Source organism: Cupriavidus sp. USMAHM13 (genome assembly GCF_001854285.1).
Lineage (GTDB): Bacteria > Pseudomonadota > Gammaproteobacteria > Burkholderiales > Burkholderiaceae > Cupriavidus > Cupriavidus malaysiensis.
Genome location: NZ_CP017752.1, coordinates 3,200,138 through 3,220,938, shown reverse-complemented (window position 1 = coordinate 3,220,938; position 20,801 = coordinate 3,200,138). Strand labels below are relative to the sequence as shown.

Genomic DNA, 20,801 nt, shown 5'->3' with positions numbered 1-20,801 from the left:
GCCCGGTGGGTTCCGCAAGGCACCGGGAGCACCCACGGAGAAACACTGAAATGCGACGCATCCTTCCGTTCCTGCTCGCGCTGCTGGGCGCGATGATGCCCGCGCTGGCGCACGCCTGGTGGCAGCCAGACTGGGCTTACCGCAAACCGATCACGATCGACGCCGGCCCCCAGGGCGGCAATATCGCTGCCGATCCCGGCCGCATGTCGGTGCTGCTGCGGCTGCACACCGGCAACTTCAGCTTCGAAGGCGTCAACGAGACCGGCGCCGACCTGCGCTTCGTGGCCGCCGACGACAAGACCGTGCTGAACCACCAGGTCGAGCAGTTCGACCCGATGCTGGGCATCGCGCTGGTGTGGGTGGACGTGCCGGCGGTCTCCGCCAGCGGCAAGCAGCAGATCTGGATGTACTACGGCAACCGCAAGGCGCCGGCCGCCGGCAACGGGCAGCGCGTGTTCGATCCGGACTACACCGCCGTCTACCACTTCGGCGAAGCCAATGTGCCGGCGCGCGATACCACCGCCTACGGCAACCACAGCCAGAGTGCGGTCGTCACGCTCGACGGCGCCATCATCGGCAAGGGCGCGCAGGCCGGCGCCGCACCGGTGATCCTGCCGGCCTCGCCGTCCCTGGCCGTCGCCGCCGGCGGCAGCTTCACGTTCTCGGCCTGGGTGCGTCCGGAGAAGCTCGGTCCGCAGGAGGCCATCTACGTGCGCCGCGACGGTGCCGGCGAACTGGTGGTCGGCATCGACCAGGGCGTGCCCTTCGTGCGCGTCAACGGCCAGACCAGCCAGCCGGGACAGCCGGTGCAGGCAGGCCAGTGGTCGCATCTGGCCGTGAGCGCGGACGGCAAGGCCGTGACGCTGTATGTCGGCGGCCGGCCGGCCGCGACGCTGGCCGCCGCGCTGCCGGCGCTGAAGACGCCGGCCTCCATCGGTGCCGATGTCGAGGGCGCGAACGGCGCGGGCGGCGCGCTGGCACGCTTTGCCGGTGCGATCGACGAAGTCCGCGTGTCCAAGGTCGCGCGGCCGGCGGCCCTGCTGCTGGCGGACGCGGTGTCGCAGGGCGCGGAGTCGCGCCTGACGGCGTTCGGCCCCGACGAGCAGCAGGCGGGCAAGAGCCACTTCGGCTTCATCATCGCGGCGATGCCGATCGATGCCTGGGTCGTGGTCTGCCTGCTGGGGGTGATGATGGCGCTGTCGTGGCTGATCATGATCACCAAGAGCCGCAGCTACAGCAGCAACGCACGCGCCAACGCGGCCTTCATGGACCATTTCCGCGAAACCGCCGGCGCGCCGCTGGACCGCCTGGCCGAGAGCGGCCGCGTGCCGGAAGACGTGCGCGCGCAGTCTTCGCTGTGGCGCCTGTACGAGGTGGCGGTCGACGAGATGCATCGGCGCCACCAGCTGGGCTATGACATGAACGCCGTCTCGGATGCCACCATCAGCGCCATCCGCGCGTCGATGGACGGCGCGATGGTGCGCGAGGTCGAGCGCATGGGCGCGCGCATGAACTGGCTGTCGACCACCATCGAGGGCGCTCCCTACGTCGGCCTGTTCGGCACCGTGATCGGCATCATGCTGGTGTTCGTGGTGGCGGCGATGGCCGGCGCCGTCGACATCAACTCCGTGGCGCCGGGCATGGCGGCCGCGCTGCTGTGTACCGCCGCCGGCCTCGGCGTCGCGATCCCGGCGCTGTTCGGCTACAACTGGCTGGCCTCCCGCTCGGAGGGGATCGCCGCCGACATGGCGGTCTTCGTCGACGAGTTCACCACGCGCCTGGCGGAAGAGCAGGGCGAAGGCCGCCGCGTGCCTCATCTGCAGCGGGCCTGACGGGGGCGGACCATGGCATACGCAAGACGATTCGGCACCAAGAAGCGGGCCAGCGGCATCAACATCACGCCCTTCGTCGACGTGCTGCTCGTGGTGCTGGTCATCTTCATCCTGACCAGCAACGCCAGCATTCCCGGCATCAAGGTGGACCTGCCCAAGGCGAGTTCGTCGGTGGCGCTGGAGAAGCCGAAGACCAAGGCGATCACGGTGGACAACTCCGGGCAGGTGTTCCTCGACGCCTATCCGGTGTCGCTGCCGGAACTGGAAGATCGCCTGCGCACCGAAAAGGCGCTGACGCCGGACTTCCCCGTCATCGTGCGCGGCGACGCCGCGGTGCAGTACGCCAAGGTCGTCGAGGTGCTCGACCTGCTGCGCCGCATCGACCTGAACCAGGTCGGCCTGGTGACCGGCAAGCCGGCGTGAGGAGCGCAGCGTGAAACTTCGCGATTCCACAGTCCGGCCCGCCGGCGGCCCGGCCGGCGCGGCGCTCGCGCTGCTGCGCCGGCGCAGCGGCGCGGTGGCCGGCGTGCTCGTGGCCGCCGGTGTCGCCGCGCTGGTCTGGCACCTGCTCACGGATACCGCCAGCGTGCGCCGTGAGGTGGCCGCGACGCCGATGCTGATGCTGCCCCCGCCACCGCCGCCGCCGCCGGAGCCCGAGAAGCTGCCCGAGCCCCAGCCGGAGAAGATCAAGCCGGAAGTCGTCGAGCCGAAGCCGGTGGAGCCCGTGGAAGCGCCGAAGGACGATGCGCCGCCCAGCCCCAGCAAGGATCTCGGCGACGCGGTCACCATCAATGGCGATGCGCAGGCCGGCACGGATGCCTTCGGCATCGGCGCCGGCGGTGGCGGCGGCATGACGGGCGGCGGCGGCGGGCTCGGCAGCCGCTCGTACAGCGCCTGGCTGTCCGGCGCGATGCAGCAGGCCTTCGCGCGCGACGCGCGCACCCGCCAGCTCGCCTTCGACGATGTGCGCATCGACCTCTGGCTCGATGCCGACGGGCGCGCGGTGCGCGTGCAACTGGCGCGCGGCACCGGCAACAAGTCGATCGACGATGCCGTGCTCGCCATGCTGCATGACTTCCGCGCGGAGGAGCGGCCACCGGCATCGCTGCGCTACCCGCTTTCCATGGCCATCCGGGGGCGGCGGCCGTGAACGACAAGACTGGCAAGACCGCAGCCGTCCTTCCTTCTCAAGCAACGCACAGACAAAAAATGAACGCAATCGCAATGCAAGCTCCCCGGGAGGAGCAAGCTCGGAGGGCCGCCGCGGCGGCGTCGCCGAGATCGGTGCCGCGCCGGTCGGTGCTGGCCGCCACGCTGGCAGCCTCACTGTTCGTGACGGCCGGCGCCGCCCACGCCGAGGCACCCAGGGAGAGCGCCATGGTCAAGCTGATCCGCGGCCTGATCAGCAGCGGCGCGCTTGACAAGGCAACCGGCGAAGCGCTGCTGGCGCAGGCCCAGACCGAGGCATTCGCCGCGCAGCAGGCCTCGCAGCAAGCGGCACAGCAGGCAACCCAGCAGGCAACCCAGCAGGCGGCCGCCACGCCGCCGGCCGGCGCGGCGCGCGTCGAGGCGGGCGATGTGCGCGTGCCCTATATTCCGCAGACGGTGCGCGACGAGATCCGCGACGAGGTCAAGGGCGAGGTGATGGCCCAGGCCAAGGCGGAAGGCTGGGCGGCGCCGAACGAGCTGCCGGAGTGGACCAAGCGCATCCATATCGAAGGCGATATGCGCCTGCGCAACGAGTCGCGCTTCTACTCGAGCAACAACAACAACATCCAGATCGACTTCGCCGCGATCAACAAGAGCAGCAACGGCGTCGACGTCAACCCGAACACCAGCGTCGCGCTGCCGCCGCTGCTCAATACGCGCGAGAACCGCACCAACCAGTGGCGTGCGCGGGCCCGCTTCGGCATCTTCGCCGACGTCTCCGACAGCATCAAGGCCGGCGTGCGCGTGGCCGCCAGCAACGACAACAGCCCGGTGTCGACCAACACCACGCTCGGGGGCGGCCTGGCGAAGAAGGACATCTGGCTCGACCAGGCGTGGGTGTCCTACCAGGCGACCGACTGGATGAACGTGATCGGCGGGCGCTTCGCGCCGCCCTTCGTCACCACCGACATGCTGTTCTCGCCGGACCTGAATCTCGACGGAATCGCCGCGCGCTTCGACAAGGACCTGCCGATCAACCGCGACATCAACCTGTTCGGCTCGATCGGCTTCATTCCGCTGGAGTACTCCAACGACAATGCGCCGTCGAACAGCCAGGACAAGATGCACAGCGAGTACAAGTGGCTGCTCGGCGCCCAGGTCGGCGCCAACTGGAAGATCGACAGTGCCAACCGCCTGCGCGGCGCGCTCGCCTACTACGACTTCCACAATATCAACGGCCGCCTGTCGAGCCCGTGCGTGCTCTACGCGGGCGCGACGAGCTGCGATTCCGACTGGTCGAGGCCGGCCTTCATGCAGAAGGGCAATACGCTCATGCTGCTGCGCAATATCTCGCTGAATCCGCTCGATCCGGCCAACACGGCGCAGCCGCAGTTCGTCGGCTATGCCTCGAAGTTCCAGCTGTTCGATGTCAACCTGCGCTGGGACACGCGTGTCGCCGGCGTCTACGGCCTGCGCTTCGACGCCAACTTCATCCGCAACCTGGCCTACAACGAAAACGCGATGTTCACGCGCGCCAACGGCGGCATCGTCAACAACTTCGGCGCCGGCGATGCGACGCGCGCCAGCTTCAAGAGCGGCCCCAACGCCTACATGCTGCAGGCCACCTTCGGCAAGCCGTCGCCGGCCGCGCGCGGCGACTGGAACGTCATGTTCGGCTACAAGCGCATCGAGCCGGATGCCGTGCCGGACGCGTTCAACGATTCGACCTTCCATGGCGGCGGCACCAATGCGCGGGGCTACTACCTCGGCGGCTCGTACGCGCTGGACAAGAACGCATGGGTGACCGGACGCTGGATCTCGACCAAGGAGGTCTTCGGTCCGCCGCTGTCGATCGATACGCTGCAGTTCGAATTCAATGCCCGCTTCTGAGGAGGGCGTCATGACCAATCCGTCCCCGCGTGCATGGGGCATGTCCGCCGCCGTGATGATGGCCGCCGCGCTCTGGGCCGGCAACGGGCTGGCCCAGCCTGCCCAGTCGGCCCAACCGGCCCAGAGCATGGAGGAACGCCTGCGGGCACAGCTGCGCAACACCACCGCGCAGCTGCAGCAGGCGCAGAACGAACTTGCGGCCTTGAAGGCGGGGCAGTCCGGCCCGGCCGGCGCATCGGCCGGCAAGGACTCGCCGGACGCGCTGCGCAAGGCGCTCGAGGCCGCGCAGGCCCAGCTCGCGACCGAGAAGCAGGCGCGTGAGCGCCTGGAGCAGGGTTCGCGCGCGTCGCAGTCGCAGGCCCAGGCCATCGCCGACAAGGCCAATGCCCAGATCGCGCAGTACCGCAATGCCTATGAGGAGCTGCTGAAGCTGGCGCGCAACGCGGAGGCCGAGCGCAAGCGGCTGGGCGAGGAGAGCGGCGCGCAACGCAGCGCGCTGGCGCTGTGCGAGGCGAAGAACGCCAAGCTCTATGCCGTCGGGCAGGAGATCCTCGACGCCTACGAGAACGTCGGCATCGGCACGGTGATCGCCTCGCGGCAGCCGTTCGCCGCCAAGGCGCGCGTGAAGTACGAGCAGATCGCGCAGGAGTACGGCGACAAGCTCTACGAGGGCAAGTTCGACCCGCGCGCCGCCGCCGCGGCGGCGCCGGCGAGCGCCCCCGCTGCGGACCCTGCTGCGGCACCGGCGGAACAGGCCGCCCGGCAGTGATGCGATGACGAACCGCTTACCGAACCACAGGAGTTACCAGCATGAATGACCTGAACCAGGACCTGTCCGCGGAAGGCGCCGCCAGCGGGACCCATGACAAGGCCGCCGAGGCCTCGGGCGCGATCCATCGCTTCGTCACGGCGGAGCAGGTGGCCGATGCCATCCGCGCCGCCGGCTGCGCGGTGACGCTGCTGCAGGAGGACGGCGTCACGCGGCTGCACAGCGCCAGCCACGGCATCGGCTACCAGGTCCATTGGGGCAATACGCTCGGGCCGGACCAGTACCTCGATTTCACGCTCAGCTGCCCGCTGCGCGTGCAGGGCGGCCCGCTGCCGGACGGCCTGGTCGATGAATGGCATCGCACGCGCAGGCTGGCCCGCCTGGCCACGCACGGCGATTTCCTCGTGCTCGAGATGGATGTGGTGGTCACCGGCGGCGTCCACCTGGACTACCTGTCGGTCGCCATCCGGCTGTGGATCCAGATGATGGGCCAGTTCTTCCTGCATCTGCGCAACTTCCGTGCGGACGGCGCGGGCAGCGCAGGCGGCGCGGAGGGCGTGCTGCCGGAGAACGCCGCCCTGGAACCCGCGCCAGCAGGAGCCGAGCCGGTCTTGCAATGAGCGGCTTCGTGCAGGGCGTCCTGACGCTGGCCAGGCAGGCCGAGCACTCGCGCCGTGCGGAGTCCGCGCGCCAGCGGCAGCGGGCTGCGCTGGTGCGCCTGATCGCCGAAGTCTCGATCGAGTTCGGCATCTCGGCCGAGGAGATCGTGCAGGCGCGCCGCGCCGTGCGCATGCGCACGGCGGGCACCGCGCCGCCGGTGCCCGGCCCGATGCCCTGAGGCGCCGCCGGGCCGCCGCCATGCGGGCGGCACAGTCTTGCAGTGGAGTCAGTCATGATGAAGAGAACGAATCGGATCGCGCCGGCACTCGGCGCATGGTTGCTAGGGGCGGCATGCCTGGTAGCGGGCGCCGCGCACGCGCAGGACGAGGTGGTGGCCAGGGGCGCGGGCGCTGCGGTGACGCGGGCCGAGCTGGCCGGGCTGTCGCGCTCGCTGAGCCCGGAAGGCCGCGCGCGCCTGCTCGCGGATGCGGCGGCGCGGGACCAGGTCGTGCGCACGCTGCTGGCGCAGAAGGCGGTGTTGGCCGAGGCGAAGGCCAAGGGCTGGGACAAGCAGCCGCTGGTGCAGGCGGCGATCGAGCAGGCGCAGCGCGAGGTCCTGCTGCAGAGCTACCTGGCGGCGCTCAGCGAGCCGGCTGCGGATTATCCGCCGGAGCCGGAGATCCAGGCCGCCTACGAGCGCAACCGTGCCACCTTCATGGCACCGCGTGCCTTGCACCTGGCCCAGCTCTATGTCGCGCTGCCGCCCGGTGCCGACGCGGCCGCCGTCGATGGCGCGCAGAAGAAGTCCGCCGACCTGGCGCGGCGGGCGCAGGCGCGCGGCGCCGACTTCGAGGCCCTGGCGAAGATGTATTCCGAAGACAAGGCCAGCGCGGCGCGCGGCGGAGACCTGGGATTCGTGCCGGAGACCATGATCCAGCCGGCGGTGCTGGCAGCGGCGAACGCGCTCAAGCGCGGCGAAGTGTCGGCGCCGGTACGCACGCCGACAGGCTTCCACGTGCTGAAGCTGGTCGAGGTCCGCGAGGCGGCCCTGCGGCCGCTCGACGAGGTCAGGGCGCAGATCCGGGCCGCGCTGCGCGAGCAGCGCGCGCAGCAGAATGTGCAGGCCTACCTGGCGAAGCTGGCGGCGGCAGATGCGGTCTCGATCGACGACGAAGCACTGAAGAAGGCGCTGGTGCCGAGCCAATGACGGCAGGCCCGGGTGAACGCGCGGGAGCGGGCACGATGATGCGGCGAAGGAAGAGGGACGGCGGGCCGGCAGGCGGCGCCGCAGCGCTGGCGGCGGCCTGGGCGACGGCGCTGGCCCTGGCCGCGGCGGGCGGCTTCGCGCCCGCGGCCGCCCATGAAGTGGCGCCCGCCTTGCCGAACTTTGCCGCGCTGGCCAGGCGCTACGGCCCCGCCGTGGTGAATATCGGCGTCACGCGTGAAGTGGCGCAGGTGGGCATCCAGCTGCCCCCCGGCATCGAACCCGGCCATCCGCTGGCCCCGTTCCTGGCGCGCCGCGTCATCGGCAACCGCGAGGAGGTCAGCCTGGGCTCGGGCTTCATCGTCAGCGCCGACGGCTACATCCTGACCAACCGCCACGTGGTCGGCGACGCCGATGCGGTGACGGTCAAGCTGACCGACAAGCGCGAGTTCAAGGCCAAGGTCGTCGGCGGCGACGCGCTGTCGGACGTGGCGCTGCTGAAGATCGATGCGGACCACCTGCCGGTGGTGGTGGCGGGCAGCGCCGGCAGCACCGAGGTCGGCGACTGGGTGATGGCGATCGGTTCGCCTTACGGCTTCGCCAACTCGGTCACGAGCGGCATCGTCAGCGCCAAGGCGCGTTCGTTGCCCGGCGAGTCCGGCATCCCCTTCCTGCAGACCGATGTGCCGATCAACCCGGGCAGTTCGGGCGGGCCGCTGTTCGACCTGGACGGCCGCGTGATCGCCATCAATTCGGCGATCTACTCGAGGACGGGAGGCTACCAGGGCCTGTCGTTCGCGATACCGATCGACGTGGCCATGGACGTCAAGGCACAGCTGCTCGGCACCGGCAAGGTCAGCCGCGGCCAACTGGGCGTGACGGTGCAGGAGGTGACGCAGGCCCTGGCGCGCTCCTTCGGGCTGGCGAAGCCGGACGGGGCATTGATCAGCGCGGTGCAGGCGGGTGGCCCGGCCGCGGCGGCCGGCCTGCAGGCCGGCGACGTGGTGCTGGCGGTCGACGGCGCGTCCGTGCGCGATGCCGCCGACCTGCTGGCGACCGTGGCCAGGATCCGGCCCGGCCGCCAGGTCGATCTGCAGGTCTGGCGCGGAGGCGCTGCCAGCCAGGTGAAGGCCGTCGTGGGAGCCCTGGAAAGCCCGGCCGCCAGCGCGCCGGGCGCGCCGACGCCGCAGTGGCTGGGCATGACACTGCGGCCGCTGACGCCGCGCGAGCAGCAGCGCGTCGGCGTCGACCACGGGCTGCTGATCCAGCAGGTCAGCGGGCGCGCCGCGCGCGACGGGATCGCGCCGGGCGACATCGTGCTGTCGCTCAACGCGCGCCCGGTGGCGACGCTGGAGCAGTTCGCCGAACAACTGCGGCAGGCGGGTGGCAACGCCGCCCTGCTGATCCAGCGCGGCCGGACGCGGCTGTACCTGCCGCTCGACCTGGGCTGAGCGGGGATGCCGGCCGCCGGCACGGCGCTTCCGTGCGGTATATTCCGTCCTTCGACAACACGTTCAAGCAAGCGCAAGAGCAAGCGCAAGATCAAGCGGCATGGCCAAGAAATCGATTCGCGTCGCGCATGTGGCGATACCCGGTGACCTGAGCGTCCTGAAGCTGAAGGGGCATCTGAAAACCGCGCTGGCCGAGGCGGCGGAGGGGTCCGGCGACCAGGAAATCCTGCTGGTCAAGGTGCTGGTGCCACGGGCATTGGGCCTGAAGGCCGGGGAAAAGCTGTTCGACAAGGTCCTGCAAGGGATTGTCGACAAGGATGCGCGCGTGTATCGGGTATCGGTCGAGTTCATCGACGGCGAAGTGACGCCGGAGAGGATTTCGGAAAGCCTGGCACGGGCGCAGAAGGAAATCGACGCCTACGGGCACCTGCTGCAGGAATCGGCGGACGACCAGCCACCCGGCTGATGCCCCGGCGGCGAGATCCCGCTGCCCGGTAGCCGCTGCCCGGTGCGGTATCCTAGCGGGTTTCCCGACCGCTACCTGGCAGATTGATGCCCCTGATGCACCATTCCGACGACTCTTCCGCAGCGGAGGAGGTCTCCGCAATCCACCAGCCCCGGCTTTGGCAGGACAAAGGCTGGACCGCCCGCGTCATCAAGAACGAGGATGGCGACGGATGGGCGGTCGAGATGATCCAGGACGGCAGCGCCGAGCCGGCGCTGGTCGGCCCCTGGACCATGGGGCGCAACAAGGTCGACCCGAAGCCGCTGGATGCGGCGGCCTTCCAGACGCTGGTCAAGACCGCCAGCGAGGTCATCCGGCGCCATGAGCAGCAATTGCATGCCCGCCTCAACAAGCAGTGCCAGATCGAGACCGAGGCGGGAAGCGTGAGCGTCAGGCTCGCCGTCACGCCCGATGAGTACGAGCCCTTCGGCACGCTGACCGCCGTCGATTCCTTCGGCGAGGTGATCGCGAGCGTCAAGGTGCCCGCCGATTTCCGCCTGACGCGCGAGAGTGCCGGCCGCTGGGCCGACAGCGGCTTCGGCAAGATCGGCCGGCACGGCTGAAGGCAGGTCGATGCCCTGGGGGCGGATCGGGCCGGCGATGCCGTGATGCCGGGCAGCAGTCCTCGGTCCCCCGACCCTCGATCTACCGGTCCCGCGATTTCTCAAGCGCCCGCCGAGCCGCATGCGGACTGGATCTTCCCGATCAGGCCGAGCAGCAGCGTCGCATACCGAGACACCGCGCGCTTGCCACCGGGCTTGGGCGGAAAGCTGATGTTGAGCCCGTACCACAGCTGGTCAGGGCCGCGGAACGCCGCGCCGACGGCGGTGAGGTGTCCGGGCTGGTAGTCGGCCGTGCAGTATCCGAGCGACTGTGCCTGGGCGATCCCGCGGCCCAGCTCCCGCTCGACCGCCGGCCAGGCGTCGCCGGCCTTCTCGGCGATGCGCTCCAGGATCGCGCCGCGCACCGCCGGCGGCGCGGCGGCCAGCCACGCCATGCCGATCGACGTCTGCTCGATCGGCACCCTCGTGCCGGGCTCGACGCGGCGGGTGCGCGACACGCTGTCGACGCTGTGGCGCACCGCGGCCAGGTACACCATCGCGGTCTGGTCGGGCACGGCCAGGCCCACGTTGACCTTCTCGGCGTCGGCGATCTCGCGCATCAGCGGCAGCGCGATGGCCGGCACCACGGTGGCGTGGTGGAAGGCATCGGCCAGGCTGACGACCACGACCGCCAGGCGGTAGGCGCGCTCCGTGGTGTCGTAGAGCAGGAAGCCGCCGTCCACCAGGGAGCGCGTCAGCCGGCTGACCGTCGGCCGCGGCAGGCCCGTGCGCGCCGCCAGCTCCGCATTGCTCAGGCTCGATGATCCCACCCGGAACGCGCGCAGCAGGCGCAGGCCACGCTCCAGCGACTGGCTGCCGTCGGTCTGCCGCGTAAAGCTGCCGGTGCGCTGTGTCAGCGCGCGGCTGGAGGGCGCGACCGCGGCGGCTTCCGCCGCCGTGGCGGGGCGGGGAGCAGGGGAAGGGGCAGCAAGGGTCCGGCGGCGCGGGGCAGGCATGGGGAGACGGTTCGGCGTGGTGCGATGCGGGATGCGTGGGTCGTGAGTAATTTCGGTATTCGAAATTGCAGTGTAGCGCAGTGACACGTAGCGGCGAATACTGTGCGCGTCCTTGTTCCCCGGAGCGCTACGCCATGGCCTTGGCATCTTCCCCCGATCTCAGCGTGACACGCGACCAGCATGTCGCGCGCATCGAGCTTTCCCGTCCCCCCCACAACTTCGTCGACGCCGATCTCATGCGCCGGCTTGCCGAGGCACTGTTCTGTCTCGACGAAGACGAGAGCTGCCGCGCCATCGTGCTGGCGTCGGGCGTGGGCACCTTCTGCGCCGGCGCGGACTTCAGCGGCACGGCACAGGCCGGCGCTTCGGGCGCTTCGGGCGCTTCGAGTGCTTCGGATGTCTCACGCGATCCGTCGGCGTTCTACGAACAGGCCATGAAGCTCTACCGCAGCCGCAAGCCGATCGTGGCGGCGGTCGAAGGCGCCGCCATCGGCGCGGGCCTCGGCCTGGCGCTGCTGGCCGATTTCCGCGTCACCTGCCGCGCGGCGCGCTTCAGCGCCAACTTCAACCGGCTCGGCTTCCATCCCGGCTTCGGCATGAGCGTGACGCTGCCGCGCCTGGTCGGCGAGCAGCAGGCGGCGCTGTTGTTCTATACGGGCCGCCGCATCGATGGCGCGGAAGCGGTGCGCATCGGCCTCGCCGATGCCTTGGTCGACCAGGGCGAGGTCCTGTCCCGCGCGACCGCGCTGGCACACGAAATCGCGGCGTCCGCCCCGCTCGCCGTCGAGAGCACGCGCGAGACCTTGCGGCTCGGGCTGGCCGAGCGCGTCGTCGCGGCGAACCGGCGCGAGCTGGAGATCCAGCGCGTGCAGTTCGCCACCGCCGATTTCCGCGAGGGCGTGGCGGCCATGGCGGAGCGCCGTGCACCGCTGTTCCAGCGCCGTTGAGGGAGCCACCGCATGCAAACGAAGAATGCGGCCTGCGCCGGACCGCTCGACGGCATCCGCGTGCTGGACCTGACCTCGGTGGTGCTCGGCCCCCTGGCCACGCAGGCCCTGGCCGACCTCGGTGCCGACGTCATCAAGATCGAAGGGCCCGAGGGCGATCTCATGCGCGCCAATGGCGTGTCGCGCAGCGAGGGCATGAGCTCGATCTATCTCGCGCTCAACCGCAACAAGCGCTCGGTGGTGCTCGACCTCAAGCGCGAGGCGGGCGCGGCAGCCCTGCGGCGCCTGATCGAGGGGGCCGACGTGCTGGTCCACAATATGCGCGTCGCCGCCATCGAGCGGCTGGGCTTCGGCTATGCCGCAGTGGCAGCGATCAACCCGCGCATCGTGTACTGCGTCGCCACCGGCTTCGGGCAGGACGGCCCGCACCGCGACAAGCCGGCCTTCGACGACATCATCCAGGCGGCCTGCGGGCTGGTGGCGCTGGGCTCGTCGGGCGGCCGCCCGGAGTACGTGCCGAGCCTGATCGCCGACAAGACCACCGGCATCGTGCTGGCCAATGCCGTGCTGGCCGCGCTGCTGCACCGGGAGCGGCACGGCCAGGGCCAGTCGGTGGAGGTGCCGATGCTCGAAACGATGGCCAGCTTCGTGATGGCCGAGCACCTGGCCGGCCTGACCTTCGATCCGGCTGCCGGGCCCGCCGGATACGCGCGCCTGCTGCAGGGCGGCCGGCGGCCCGTGCAGACCGCCGACGGGTGGCTCTGCGCGCTGCCCTACACCGGGCGCCACTGGAAGGCATTCTTCCATGCGGTGGGGCGCGACGACCTGGCCGAGGCCTACCGCATCGACAGCCGCGCGCAGCGCAATGCCCATATCCGCGACCTGTACCGCCACCTGGGCGAGATCACGCCCACGCGCACCACGTCGGCCTGGATGGCGTTGTTCGAGTCGCTCGACATCCCGGCCACGCCGATCTACGCGCCGGACGACCTGCCCGCGCATCCGCACCTGCAGGCGGTGGGACTGTTCGAGAAGACGACCCATCCCACCGAGGGGCCCTTGCGCGAAATGCGCCCCACGGCGCGCTTCTCGGCCACGCCGCTGGCGCTGCGCCGCCACGCGCCCACGCTGGGCGAGCATACCGAAGAGGTCCTCCGCGAAGCGGGGCTGGAGCCGGGCGAGATCGCCCGGCTCGCCGGCACGCGGGGGACGGTCCGGGACGATACCGACGAGAGAGGAGAACGTTCGTGAATTTCGCACTTGCAGAAGAGCACCAGATGCTGAAGGACCTTGTCGCACGTTTCGTGCGCGAGGAACTGATCCCGCTGGAGGCCGGCGCGCTGGCCCGGGAGGCGGAGAGCGGCCAGCTGACGCTGCTGCAGCACGACCAGGACAGGCTCGACCGGCTGTCGCGCGAGCTGGGTCTGTGGGGCCTCGATGCACCGGCCGAACTGGGCGGCGCGGACCTGCCGGTGGTGGCGATGGTCGGGGTCAACGAGGAGCTTGGCAAGACCATCACGCCGTACGACCTGCCGCCCGATTCGCCCAACCTGCGCATGCTGCTGCGGAGCGCGAACGCCGGGCAGCGCGCGCGCTACCTGGAGCCCTATGCGCGCGGCGAAACGGTGTCGGCCATCGCCATTTCCGAACCGGGCGCGGGCGGCGACCCGGCCATGATGAGCACGCGCGCGGAGCGGGACGGCGACGACTGGGTGCTCAATGGCCGCAAGATCTGGATCAGCCGCGCCGCGCGCGCCGACTGGACCATCGTCATGGCGGTCACCGACAAGGCGCGCGGTGCGCGCGGCGGCATCTCCGCCTTCCTGGTCGATCGCGGCACGCCGGGATTCAAGGTGGAACGCCGTATCGCGATGATCGGTGGTGCCTCCACCTATGAGGTGGTGCTGGAGGATTGCCGCCTGCCGTCCGCGCAGCTGCTCGGCGTGGAAGGACAGGGCTTCGGGCCGATGCAGGCGCGGCTGTCCAGCCGGCGCGTCCAGATGGCGGCCTGGTGCATCGGGCGGGCGCAGCGCGCGCTCGACATGATGTGCGAGTACGCGCTGCAGCGCCGCACCTTCGGCGCGCCCCTGGCGGAACGGCAGGCCATCCAGTGGTGGGTGGCGGACGCCGCCACGCGCATCCACGCCTGCCGCCTGATGACCTACGAGGCCGCGGCGCGCATCGACGGCGGCGACGAAGCGCGCACCCAGGTCTCGATGATCAAGGTGTTCGCCACCGAGATGGCATGGGATGTGATCGACCGCGCGATGCAGACGTTCGGCGCCATGGGCATGACCAAGGAGATGCCGCTGCAGCAGATGGCCAACGAAACGCGCCTGATGCGCATCTATGAAGGCCCGTCCGAAGTGCACCGCTGGGTGATCGCCCGCGACCTGCTCGGGCTCAAGCGCTGACGGCTGCGGCCGGGAGCTGCCTCGCCGGAGGACGGAGCGGCAGGCGGGGCACAGCGCCGCAGGCAAGGCATAGGCAGGACATCAGCAGGACATAAGCAAGACACAGGAGACAAGATGAGCACCATCGACAACGCATCGCGCCGCCGCTTCGTCATCGCGGCCGGCATCACCTGCGCGGCCGGCTTCGCCGGGCTGCCCGCCCCGGCGGCGGCGCAGGCCCCGGCATTCCCCAGCCGTCCCATCCGCTTCATCGTGCCGTTTCCGTCGGGCAGCGGCACCGATATGACGGCACGCGTCTTCGCCAAGAAGATCGGCGAGCTGAGCGGGCAGGGCGTGGTGGTCGAGAACAAGCCCGGCGGCAACGGCTTCATCGGCGTGCAGACGCTGCTCGGCGCTCCCGCCGACGGCTACACGGTATTCATCGGCAGCAACTCGACGCTGTCCACCAATGCCGCCACCTTCCGCAAGCTGCCCTACGATCCGCTCACCGATTTCACGCCGATCACGCTGCTGTCGCGCGGCCCGTGCCTGATCATCGTGCCGGCGAACTCGCCCTACCACTCGCTCAAGGAGCTGGTGGACGACGCGCACAAGCGGCCCGGCGCGCTCAACTACGGCACCGGGTCGGTGTCGTACACCCTGTACAGCGAATGGCTCAACGAGCAGAGCCATATGAAGACCACCGGCGTGCCGTACAAGGGGGCGGGAGATGCCATCAACGGCGTCATGGCAGCGAGCGTCGATTTCGCCGTGGTGGATGCCAGTGGCGCGATCGAGCTGGTCAAGGCGGGCCGGCTGCGCGCGCTGGCCTACACCGCGCCGCAACGCTCGCCGCTGCTGCCCGAGGTGCCGAGCGCCCCCGAAGCGGGGATCCCCGATTTTCTCGCCTACAACTGGGTCGCCGCGGCGGTCTCCGCCAGGACGCCGCCGGCCGTCGCGCAACGGCTGGGAGAGCTGTTCGCGCAAGCGGGCGCCAGCGCGGAGGTCAAGGCCTACTACCAGCGCCAGTCGACCTCGCTGATCCTGTCCACCCCGGCGGAACTGCGGGAGTACCAGAAGACGGAGATCGCGCGCTGGAAGCGCCTGGCATCGATTGCGAAGATCGAACTGCAGTAACGGCGCACCGGCTTGAGCGCGGATGCCCGGGGGCCGCCAGCTGCGGCCCGCCGGGCGCCGGCGCAGGGGAAGGGAGCCGCAGGCGCCATGCGCGTGCGGCTTGCCCTTGGCGCTTCCTCAGTTGCGGCGCTCGAAGGCCAGCTTCAGCCCGAGCCCGATCATCACCACGCCGCTGGTGCGGTGCAGGCCGGTCAGGAAGCGCGGATTGCGCCGGATCCAGTTCGACAGCAGTCCGGCGGACAAGGCCACCGGCCCCTTGACCAGGAAGGTCAGGCACGCGAAGACGAGGCCCAGCACGAAGACGCCGAGGGTCGGATGGGCGGCGTCCGCATGCACGAACTGCGGCAGGAAGGCCAGGTAGAAGATCGCCACCTTGGGGTTGGAAAGATTGGACATCGCGCCTTGCGCGAAGGTGCGCAGCGGCGAGTGCGCGCGACCGGCATCCGCCGTCACTTCCAGGGTGCCGGACGATCGCAGCAGCCCGATGCCGAGATAGAGCAGGTAGGCGGCGCCGACCAGCTTGAGCGCGGTGAACAGCCATTCGGACGCCTGCAGGATGGCGCCCAGGCCCAGCGTGGCGAGAATGGTGTGGCCGATGAGGCCGACGCTGACGCCGGCTGCCGTGACGAGGCCGGCCCGCGTGCCGCGCGCCAGCGTGCGCGACATCACCAGCACCATGTCCTGGCCCGGCGTGGCGATCACCAGCAGAGAGGTGAGGATGAAGACAGACCACGACACTTCCATCATGAAGATCCCTTGTTGAGCGGTCAGCCGGCGAGCGGCTGGCGCCGCCCGTTGCGGGCCGGCGCGGTTGCTTTGGACGACGCATTATGCGCGCTCGGTGCGGATTGCGCTGAGGTGCGCCACGGGGCACCCCGGCGCGGGGGGCAGGCTGCGGCGTCGTTCGGACAGCGGAGGGGGCGTCGATGGCGGGCGACCGCGGCGCGGCGCGGCGGGCAGCACCGGCGGCGCCCCGGCCTGATTGTTTCTGCCAATGTTTTTGTCCCAATCGGCGATTGGCGACGCCGCGCCCCCGGCGCACACTGCATCGCGTGGGCCGGCCGGCCGGCGCGGTGCCGGAGGCGGCCCGACGCGGCACGGTCCCGTCGCCGGCCGCCAGCACAGGAGACCCTCGATGACCCAGATGAAACGCGCCGTCCACGTCGTCGGCGTCGGCATGATTCCCTTCACCAAGCCGGGTGCCTGCGATCCCTACCACGTCATGGGCGCGCGGGCGGCGCGGCTGGCGCTGGAGGACGCGGGCGTCGACTACCAGCATGTGCAGCAGGCCTATGTCGGCTATGTCTACGGCGACTCCACCGCCGGACAAGCCGCCATCTACGGCGTCGGGCTGACCGGCATTCCCGTCTTCAACCTCAACAACAACTGTTCCAGCGGCTCCAGCGCGCTGTTCCTGGCGCGCCAGGCGGTGGAGAGCGGCCTGGTGGAGTGCGCGATCGCGCTCGGCTTCGAGCAGATGGTGCCGGGCGCGCTCAAGGGCGCCTACGACGACCGGCCCTCGCCGATGGCGCGCTTCGTCGACACCATGACCGCGCAGCAGGGCTACCAGCCGGACGCGCCGCGCGCGGCGCAGTTCTTCGGCGGCGCGGGGCAGGACTACATCGAGCAGTACGGCATCCGTGCCGACACCTTCGGCCGCATCTCGGTCAAGGCGCGCCAGCACGCGGCGCGCAATCCGCTGGCGGTGTTCCGCCAGACGCTGACGCTGGAGGAGGTGATGGCCTCGCCCACGGTGTTCGGCCCGCTGACGCGCTACCAGTGCTGCCCGCCGACCTGCGGCGCGGCCGCCGCCATCGTCTGCTCGGAGCCGTTCGCGCGCAAGCACGGCCTGGACCGTCGCGTGGTGATCGCGGCCCAGGCCATGACCACCGATACGCCGAGCACCTTCGACAGCGGCGACATGCGCAAGGTGGTGGGCTACGACATGACGGCCGCGGCCGCGCGCCAGGTCTACGAGGCCGCCGGCGTGGGACCGGAGGATCTCGACGTGGTGGAGCTGCACGACTGCTTCAGCGCCAACGAGCTGATCACCTACGAGGCGCTCGGCCTGACGCCGGAAGGCACGGCGGAGAAGTTCATCGTCGACGGCGACAACACCTACGGCGGCCGCGTGGTGACCAATCCCTCGGGCGGGCTGCTGTCCAAGGGGCATCCGCTCGGCGCCACCGGCCTGGCGCAATGCGCCGAACTGGTGTGGCAGCTGCGCGGCCAGGCCGACCAGCGCCAGGTGGCGGGCGCGCGCAACGCGCTGCAGCACAACCTCGGCCTGGGCGGCGCCTGCGTGGTCACGCTGTACCAGGCAGCGTGAGGGCGGCGTGATGATCGACACAGACGACAAGGACAGGAGGCAACGATGACTCGCAAACTCGAAGGCAAGGTGGCGCTGGTTTCCGGCTCCGGACGCGGCATCGGCCGCGAGATCGCTCTCAAGCTCGCCAGCGAAGGCGCGCGCGTGGTGATCAACGACCTCGACGCGGCGCCCGCGGAACAGACCGTCGCCGACATCCGCGCGGCCGGCGGCGAGGCGGTGGCCTGCGTCGGCAGCGTGACCGAGGCCGGCTTCGCCGACCGCTTCGTCAAGCAGGCGCTGGACAGCTTCGGCGGGCTCGACATCATCGTCAACAATGCCGGCTACACGTGGGACAACGTGGTGCAGAAGATGAGCGACGAGCAGTGGGAAGCCATGCTCTCGGTGCACCTGACCGCGCCGTTCCGCATCCTGCGCGCCGCCTCCGGCTTCATCCGCGAGGCCGCCAAGCGCGAGGCCGAGGCTGGCCGGCCGGTGTTCCGCAAGGTCGTGAACATCTCCTCCACCTCGGGCGTGTACGGCAACGCGGGGCAGGCCAACTACGCCGCCGCCAAGGCCGGCATCAACGGCCTGACCCGGGCCATGGCCAAGGAATGGGGGCGCTACAAGGTCAATGTCAACAGCGTCGCCTTCGGCCTGATCATGACGCGCCTGACCGAGGCCGCGGCCGACGCCGATGCCAGCATCGACATCGCCGGCCAGCAGATCAAGGTGGGCGTCAACCCGCAGGTGCTCAAGAATGCCGAGGCGCTGATCCCGCTGGGGCGCGGGGGCACGCCGGAGGAGGCGGCCGGCGCGGTCTACATGTTCTGCATCCCGGAGTCCAACTACGTCAGCGGCCAGGTGCTGGTCTGCGGCGGCGGCCGCCCGTGAGCACGGCGGCGACCTGCCGCCGGGTCACACCGGCAGCTGGTCGCGCCTGGTGGAATTGCTCTTCTGCCATGCAGAACGAAAAACGGCATCCGGCCTTCCGCGCTGCGCTGTCTCGGCTAGACTACCGCCTGCACAGCGGGGACACACCTGCCTCGCAAAGCACTACGGAGACAAGCAGTGACGAACCAAGAGCAATCCCAGGATCTCGACTTCCCGCTGGAAGGCGTGCGTGTACTCGACCTGTCGCGCGTGTTCGCGGGGCCGCTGTGCGGCCAGGTGCTGGCCGACTTCGGCGCCGAGGTGATCAAGGTCGAGCACCCTGGCCGCGGCGACGATACGCGTGACTGGGGCATGCGCATCGGCAAGACCGAGACCACCTACTACAACAGCATGAACCGCAACAAGCGGTCGATCACGCTGGACCTGCAGAGCCCGGAAGGCGTGCAGATCGTCTATGACCTGCTGCCGCAGTTCGACGTGGTGATCCACAACTTCAAGACCGGCGGCGCCGAGAAGCTGGGCCTGGGCTATGCGCAGCTCAAGGCGATCAAGCCGGAGCTGATCTACTGCGCGGTGTCGGGCTACGACAGCAGCGGCCCGGAGGCCAAGCGGCCGGGCTACGACCTGGTCATCCAGGGCGAGGCCGGCCTGATGGCGCTGAACGGCGAGGCCAGCCAGCCGCCGCTGAAGTTCGGCGTGGCGGTGGTGGACCTGATGACCGGCATGTACGCCGCGCAGGCCGTGCTGGCGGCGCTGTTCCGCCGCGAGCGCACCGGCAAGGGCCGCCTGATCGAGATGGCGCTGTACGACTGCGGCGTCATGGTGACCGGCTATTACGGCCTCGATGCCATGCTGCTGGGCCGCGATCCGGCGCGCTATGGCAATGCCCACCCGTCCATCGTGCCCTACGGCATGTTCGATGCCGCGGACGGTCCGCTGATCATCGCGGTGGGCAACAACAGCCAGTTCGAGAAATTCTGCCGCCAGGTGGTCGAGCGCCCCGACATCGTCGAGGACCCGCGCTATGCCACCAACGTGGAGCGGGCCCGGAACCGTGAGACGCTGACACCGCTGATCACCGGCGTGATCCGCGGCTTCGCCCGCGACGTGCTGCTGGAGCGCATGTCGGCCTGCGGCATCCCCTGCGGCAAGGTGGCGGGGCTGCACGAGGCGCTGACCAGCGAGCGCACCCGCCGCGGCGGCCTGCTGCGCGAGATGCCGCATCCGGTGGCGGGCAGCACGCATGTGTTCGCGCCGCCGTACCGGCTGGACGGCCAGCGCCTGCCGATCCGCAGCGCGCCGCCGACGCTGGGCGAGGGCACGCGCGCGGTGCTGCAGCAACTGCTGTCGCTGAGCGACGCGCAATTGCAGGACCTGCAGGCGCGCGGCGTGCTGACGCTGCCGGAGGGCCAGGCGGGCGCCTGAGGGCCCGCTTGCGGACCGCCTTGGCGTCGGTCCGTGCGTCGGTCCGTGCGTCGGTCCATGCGGCGCCGCGCGCCCTACATCTCATCGATCGCTGTCGACAGGCTGGCCACGCCGGCGTCCGCATCCCGCTCCAGCGAGAAGCGGTCGCGCGTGGTCACGTAGAAGCTGGCGCCGAAGCGACCGACCGGGAAGTAGTCCTGCAGGCGCACGCGCCAGCGCTCGGTGTCGATCAGGCCGTCGCGCGCATGCAGGTGCAGCACGCGCCCGATGAAGATCTGCCGGCTGGCGGTCTCCAGCGTTTCCCACAGCGTGCATTCGAAGGCCACCGGCGCCTCGGCGATGCGCGGCGGCGCCACTTGCGCGCAGGGGGCCGGCGTCAGTCCCGCGCGCGCCAGCTCGCTGACGTGCGGCGGCAGCCGCTCGCCGCACTGGTGCATCTTGTTCGCCATCGCTTCGTCGCTCAGGTGCACGACGAATTCGCCGCTGCGCACGATATTGGCCGCCGTGTCCTTGAGCGAGCCGTCGGCCAGGCGATTGACGCTGATCATGACGATCGGCGGCTCCTCCCCCAGCATGTTGAACATGGAGAAGGGCGCGGCATTGGCCGTGCCGTCGGCGCCGAGCGTGGTGACCAGCGCGATCGGGCGCGGCACGATCAGGCTCGCCATCAGCTTGTAGCGCTGGTACTCGGTCAGGGTGCTGAAATCGATTTCCATGGGGTTTCCCGTGCGTGGCCGGC

At 70.2% G+C, this 20,801-nt stretch carries 21 protein-coding genes; 18 read left to right on the top strand and 3 right to left on the bottom strand.

Annotated features, from left to right (window positions below; translation table 11 throughout):
- Positions 1-50: 50 nt before the first annotated feature.
- The 11 genes from BKK81_RS32345 (at position 51) to BKK81_RS32295 (ending at position 9,963) form a co-directional block, all read left to right on the top strand.
- Entirely contained in the window at positions 51-1,832 is a 1,782-nt protein-coding gene (locus BKK81_RS32345; protein WP_071021579.1) for a DUF2341 domain-containing protein, read from the top strand.
- Between the two features lie 12 nt (positions 1,833-1,844).
- Entirely contained in the window at positions 1,845-2,255 is a 411-nt protein-coding gene (locus BKK81_RS32340) for an ExbD/TolR family protein (RefSeq protein ID WP_071021575.1), read from the top strand.
- Between the two features lie 10 nt (positions 2,256-2,265).
- Positions 2,266-2,982 carry an energy transducer TonB gene (locus BKK81_RS32335; RefSeq protein ID WP_071021573.1) on the top strand — a complete coding sequence of 239 codons (717 nt, stop codon included), beginning with the start codon at positions 2,266-2,268 and terminating at the stop codon, positions 2,980-2,982.
- Positions 2,983-3,116: 134 nt separating this feature from the next.
- On the top strand, positions 3,117-4,871 hold the full coding sequence (locus BKK81_RS32330) for a putative porin (protein WP_231908158.1): 1,755 nt from the start codon (positions 3,117-3,119) through the stop codon (positions 4,869-4,871).
- Between the two features lie 10 nt (positions 4,872-4,881).
- Positions 4,882-5,640, top strand: a complete 759-nt coding sequence (locus BKK81_RS32325; RefSeq protein ID WP_071021568.1) for a hypothetical protein — start codon at positions 4,882-4,884, stop codon at positions 5,638-5,640.
- A gap of 41 nt (positions 5,641-5,681) precedes the next feature.
- Positions 5,682-6,260 (top strand): YbjN domain-containing protein, encoded by a 579-nt coding sequence (locus tag BKK81_RS32320; RefSeq protein WP_071021565.1) that lies wholly within the window; start codon positions 5,682-5,684, stop codon positions 6,258-6,260.
- Positions 6,257-6,478 (top strand): hypothetical protein, encoded by a 222-nt coding sequence (locus tag BKK81_RS32315; protein WP_071021563.1) that lies wholly within the window; start codon positions 6,257-6,259, stop codon positions 6,476-6,478. The genes BKK81_RS32320 and BKK81_RS32315 overlap by 4 nt, the downstream gene beginning before the upstream one ends.
- A 54-nt stretch (positions 6,479-6,532) precedes the next feature.
- A complete protein-coding gene (locus BKK81_RS32310) occupies positions 6,533-7,447 on the top strand; it encodes a peptidylprolyl isomerase (RefSeq protein WP_071021561.1) in 915 nt (304 codons plus the stop codon).
- 38 nt (positions 7,448-7,485) lie between these two features.
- Positions 7,486-8,895, top strand: coding sequence for a Do family serine endopeptidase (locus BKK81_RS32305; protein ID WP_442873420.1), 1,410 nt, complete (start codon positions 7,486-7,488; stop codon positions 8,893-8,895).
- A 100-nt stretch (positions 8,896-8,995) separates the two neighbouring features.
- Positions 8,996-9,361: a hypothetical protein gene (locus tag BKK81_RS32300; protein ID WP_071021556.1), complete on the top strand. Its 366-nt coding sequence runs from the start codon at positions 8,996-8,998 to the stop codon at positions 9,359-9,361.
- A gap of 95 nt (positions 9,362-9,456) precedes the next feature.
- Positions 9,457-9,963, top strand: a complete 507-nt coding sequence (locus BKK81_RS32295; protein WP_071022834.1) for a hypothetical protein — start codon at positions 9,457-9,459, stop codon at positions 9,961-9,963.
- 101 nt (positions 9,964-10,064) lie between these two features.
- Here BKK81_RS32295 and BKK81_RS32290 read toward each other — a convergent pair whose 3' ends face one another.
- Entirely contained in the window at positions 10,065-10,958 is an 894-nt protein-coding gene (locus BKK81_RS32290; protein ID WP_083384659.1) for an IclR family transcriptional regulator, read from the bottom strand.
- 134 nt (positions 10,959-11,092) lie between these two features.
- Here BKK81_RS32290 and BKK81_RS32285 point away from each other — a divergent pair, with 134 nt between their 5' ends.
- The 4 genes from BKK81_RS32285 to BKK81_RS32270 all read left to right on the top strand — a co-directional run bounded on the left by BKK81_RS32285 (position 11,093) and on the right by BKK81_RS32270 (position 15,435).
- Entirely contained in the window at positions 11,093-11,905 is an 813-nt protein-coding gene (locus BKK81_RS32285) for an enoyl-CoA hydratase/isomerase family protein (protein ID WP_197524012.1), read from the top strand.
- Positions 11,906-11,917: 12 nt separating this feature from the next.
- Positions 11,918-13,156 carry a CaiB/BaiF CoA transferase family protein gene (locus BKK81_RS32280; protein WP_071021553.1) on the top strand — a complete coding sequence of 413 codons (1,239 nt, stop codon included), beginning with the start codon at positions 11,918-11,920 and terminating at the stop codon, positions 13,154-13,156.
- Complete coding sequence (locus BKK81_RS32275; protein WP_071021551.1) at positions 13,153-14,319, top strand: acyl-CoA dehydrogenase family protein; 1,167 nt, start codon at positions 13,153-13,155, stop codon at positions 14,317-14,319. Before BKK81_RS32280 ends, BKK81_RS32275 begins: the two co-directional genes overlap by 4 nt.
- 114 nt (positions 14,320-14,433) lie before the next feature.
- Positions 14,434-15,435 carry a tripartite tricarboxylate transporter substrate binding protein gene (locus tag BKK81_RS32270; RefSeq protein ID WP_071021548.1) on the top strand — a complete coding sequence of 334 codons (1,002 nt, stop codon included), beginning with the start codon at positions 14,434-14,436 and terminating at the stop codon, positions 15,433-15,435.
- A gap of 117 nt (positions 15,436-15,552) precedes the next feature.
- Here BKK81_RS32270 and BKK81_RS32265 read toward each other — a convergent pair whose 3' ends face one another.
- A complete protein-coding gene (locus BKK81_RS32265) occupies positions 15,553-16,182 on the bottom strand; it encodes a LysE family translocator (protein ID WP_071021545.1) in 630 nt (209 codons plus the stop codon).
- 397 nt (positions 16,183-16,579) lie between these two features.
- Between BKK81_RS32265 and BKK81_RS32260 the strand changes: the two genes are divergently transcribed.
- The 3 genes from BKK81_RS32260 to BKK81_RS32250 all read left to right on the top strand — a co-directional run bounded on the left by BKK81_RS32260 (position 16,580) and on the right by BKK81_RS32250 (position 20,062).
- On the top strand, positions 16,580-17,764 hold the full coding sequence (locus tag BKK81_RS32260) for a lipid-transfer protein (protein ID WP_197524083.1): 1,185 nt from the start codon (positions 16,580-16,582) through the stop codon (positions 17,762-17,764).
- A 45-nt stretch (positions 17,765-17,809) separates the two neighbouring features.
- On the top strand, positions 17,810-18,637 hold the full coding sequence (locus tag BKK81_RS32255; protein ID WP_071021539.1) for an SDR family NAD(P)-dependent oxidoreductase: 828 nt from the start codon (positions 17,810-17,812) through the stop codon (positions 18,635-18,637).
- A gap of 177 nt (positions 18,638-18,814) precedes the next feature.
- Positions 18,815-20,062 carry a CaiB/BaiF CoA transferase family protein gene (locus BKK81_RS32250; RefSeq protein ID WP_071021536.1) on the top strand — a complete coding sequence of 416 codons (1,248 nt, stop codon included), beginning with the start codon at positions 18,815-18,817 and terminating at the stop codon, positions 20,060-20,062.
- 74 nt (positions 20,063-20,136) lie between these two features.
- Here the strand turns inward: BKK81_RS32250 and BKK81_RS32245 are convergent, their stop codons facing one another.
- Positions 20,137-20,778, bottom strand: a complete 642-nt coding sequence (locus BKK81_RS32245) for a flavin reductase family protein (protein ID WP_071021533.1) — start codon at positions 20,776-20,778, stop codon at positions 20,137-20,139.
- Positions 20,779-20,801 lie beyond the last annotated feature (23 nt).

Coding starts and splice junctions, on each gene's coding strand:
- BKK81_RS32325 (WP_071021568.1), top strand. CDS start 4,882: ATGACCAATCCGTCCCCGCGTGCATGGGGCATGTCCGCCGCCGTGATG.
- BKK81_RS32310 (WP_071021561.1), top strand. CDS start 6,533: ATGATGAAGAGAACGAATCGGATCGCGCCGGCACTCGGCGCATGGTTG.
- BKK81_RS32320 (WP_071021565.1), top strand. CDS start 5,682: ATGAATGACCTGAACCAGGACCTGTCCGCGGAAGGCGCCGCCAGCGGG.
- BKK81_RS32345 (WP_071021579.1), top strand. CDS start 51: ATGCGACGCATCCTTCCGTTCCTGCTCGCGCTGCTGGGCGCGATGATG.
- BKK81_RS32245 (WP_071021533.1), bottom strand. CDS start 20,778: ATGGAAATCGATTTCAGCACCCTGACCGAGTACCAGCGCTACAAGCTG.
- BKK81_RS32260 (WP_197524083.1), top strand. CDS start 16,580: ATGAAACGCGCCGTCCACGTCGTCGGCGTCGGCATGATTCCCTTCACC.
- BKK81_RS32305 (WP_442873420.1), top strand. CDS start 7,486: ATGCGGCGAAGGAAGAGGGACGGCGGGCCGGCAGGCGGCGCCGCAGCG.
- BKK81_RS32300 (WP_071021556.1), top strand. CDS start 8,996: ATGGCCAAGAAATCGATTCGCGTCGCGCATGTGGCGATACCCGGTGAC.
- BKK81_RS32255 (WP_071021539.1), top strand. CDS start 17,810: ATGACTCGCAAACTCGAAGGCAAGGTGGCGCTGGTTTCCGGCTCCGGA.
- BKK81_RS32270 (WP_071021548.1), top strand. CDS start 14,434: ATGAGCACCATCGACAACGCATCGCGCCGCCGCTTCGTCATCGCGGCC.
- BKK81_RS32295 (WP_071022834.1), top strand. CDS start 9,457: ATGCACCATTCCGACGACTCTTCCGCAGCGGAGGAGGTCTCCGCAATC.
- BKK81_RS32315 (WP_071021563.1), top strand. CDS start 6,257: ATGAGCGGCTTCGTGCAGGGCGTCCTGACGCTGGCCAGGCAGGCCGAG.
- BKK81_RS32290 (WP_083384659.1), bottom strand. CDS start 10,958: ATGCCTGCCCCGCGCCGCCGGACCCTTGCTGCCCCTTCCCCTGCTCCC.
- BKK81_RS32285 (WP_197524012.1), top strand. CDS start 11,093: ATGGCCTTGGCATCTTCCCCCGATCTCAGCGTGACACGCGACCAGCAT.
- BKK81_RS32280 (WP_071021553.1), top strand. CDS start 11,918: ATGCAAACGAAGAATGCGGCCTGCGCCGGACCGCTCGACGGCATCCGC.
- BKK81_RS32265 (WP_071021545.1), bottom strand. CDS start 16,182: ATGATGGAAGTGTCGTGGTCTGTCTTCATCCTCACCTCTCTGCTGGTG.
- BKK81_RS32340 (WP_071021575.1), top strand. CDS start 1,845: ATGGCATACGCAAGACGATTCGGCACCAAGAAGCGGGCCAGCGGCATC.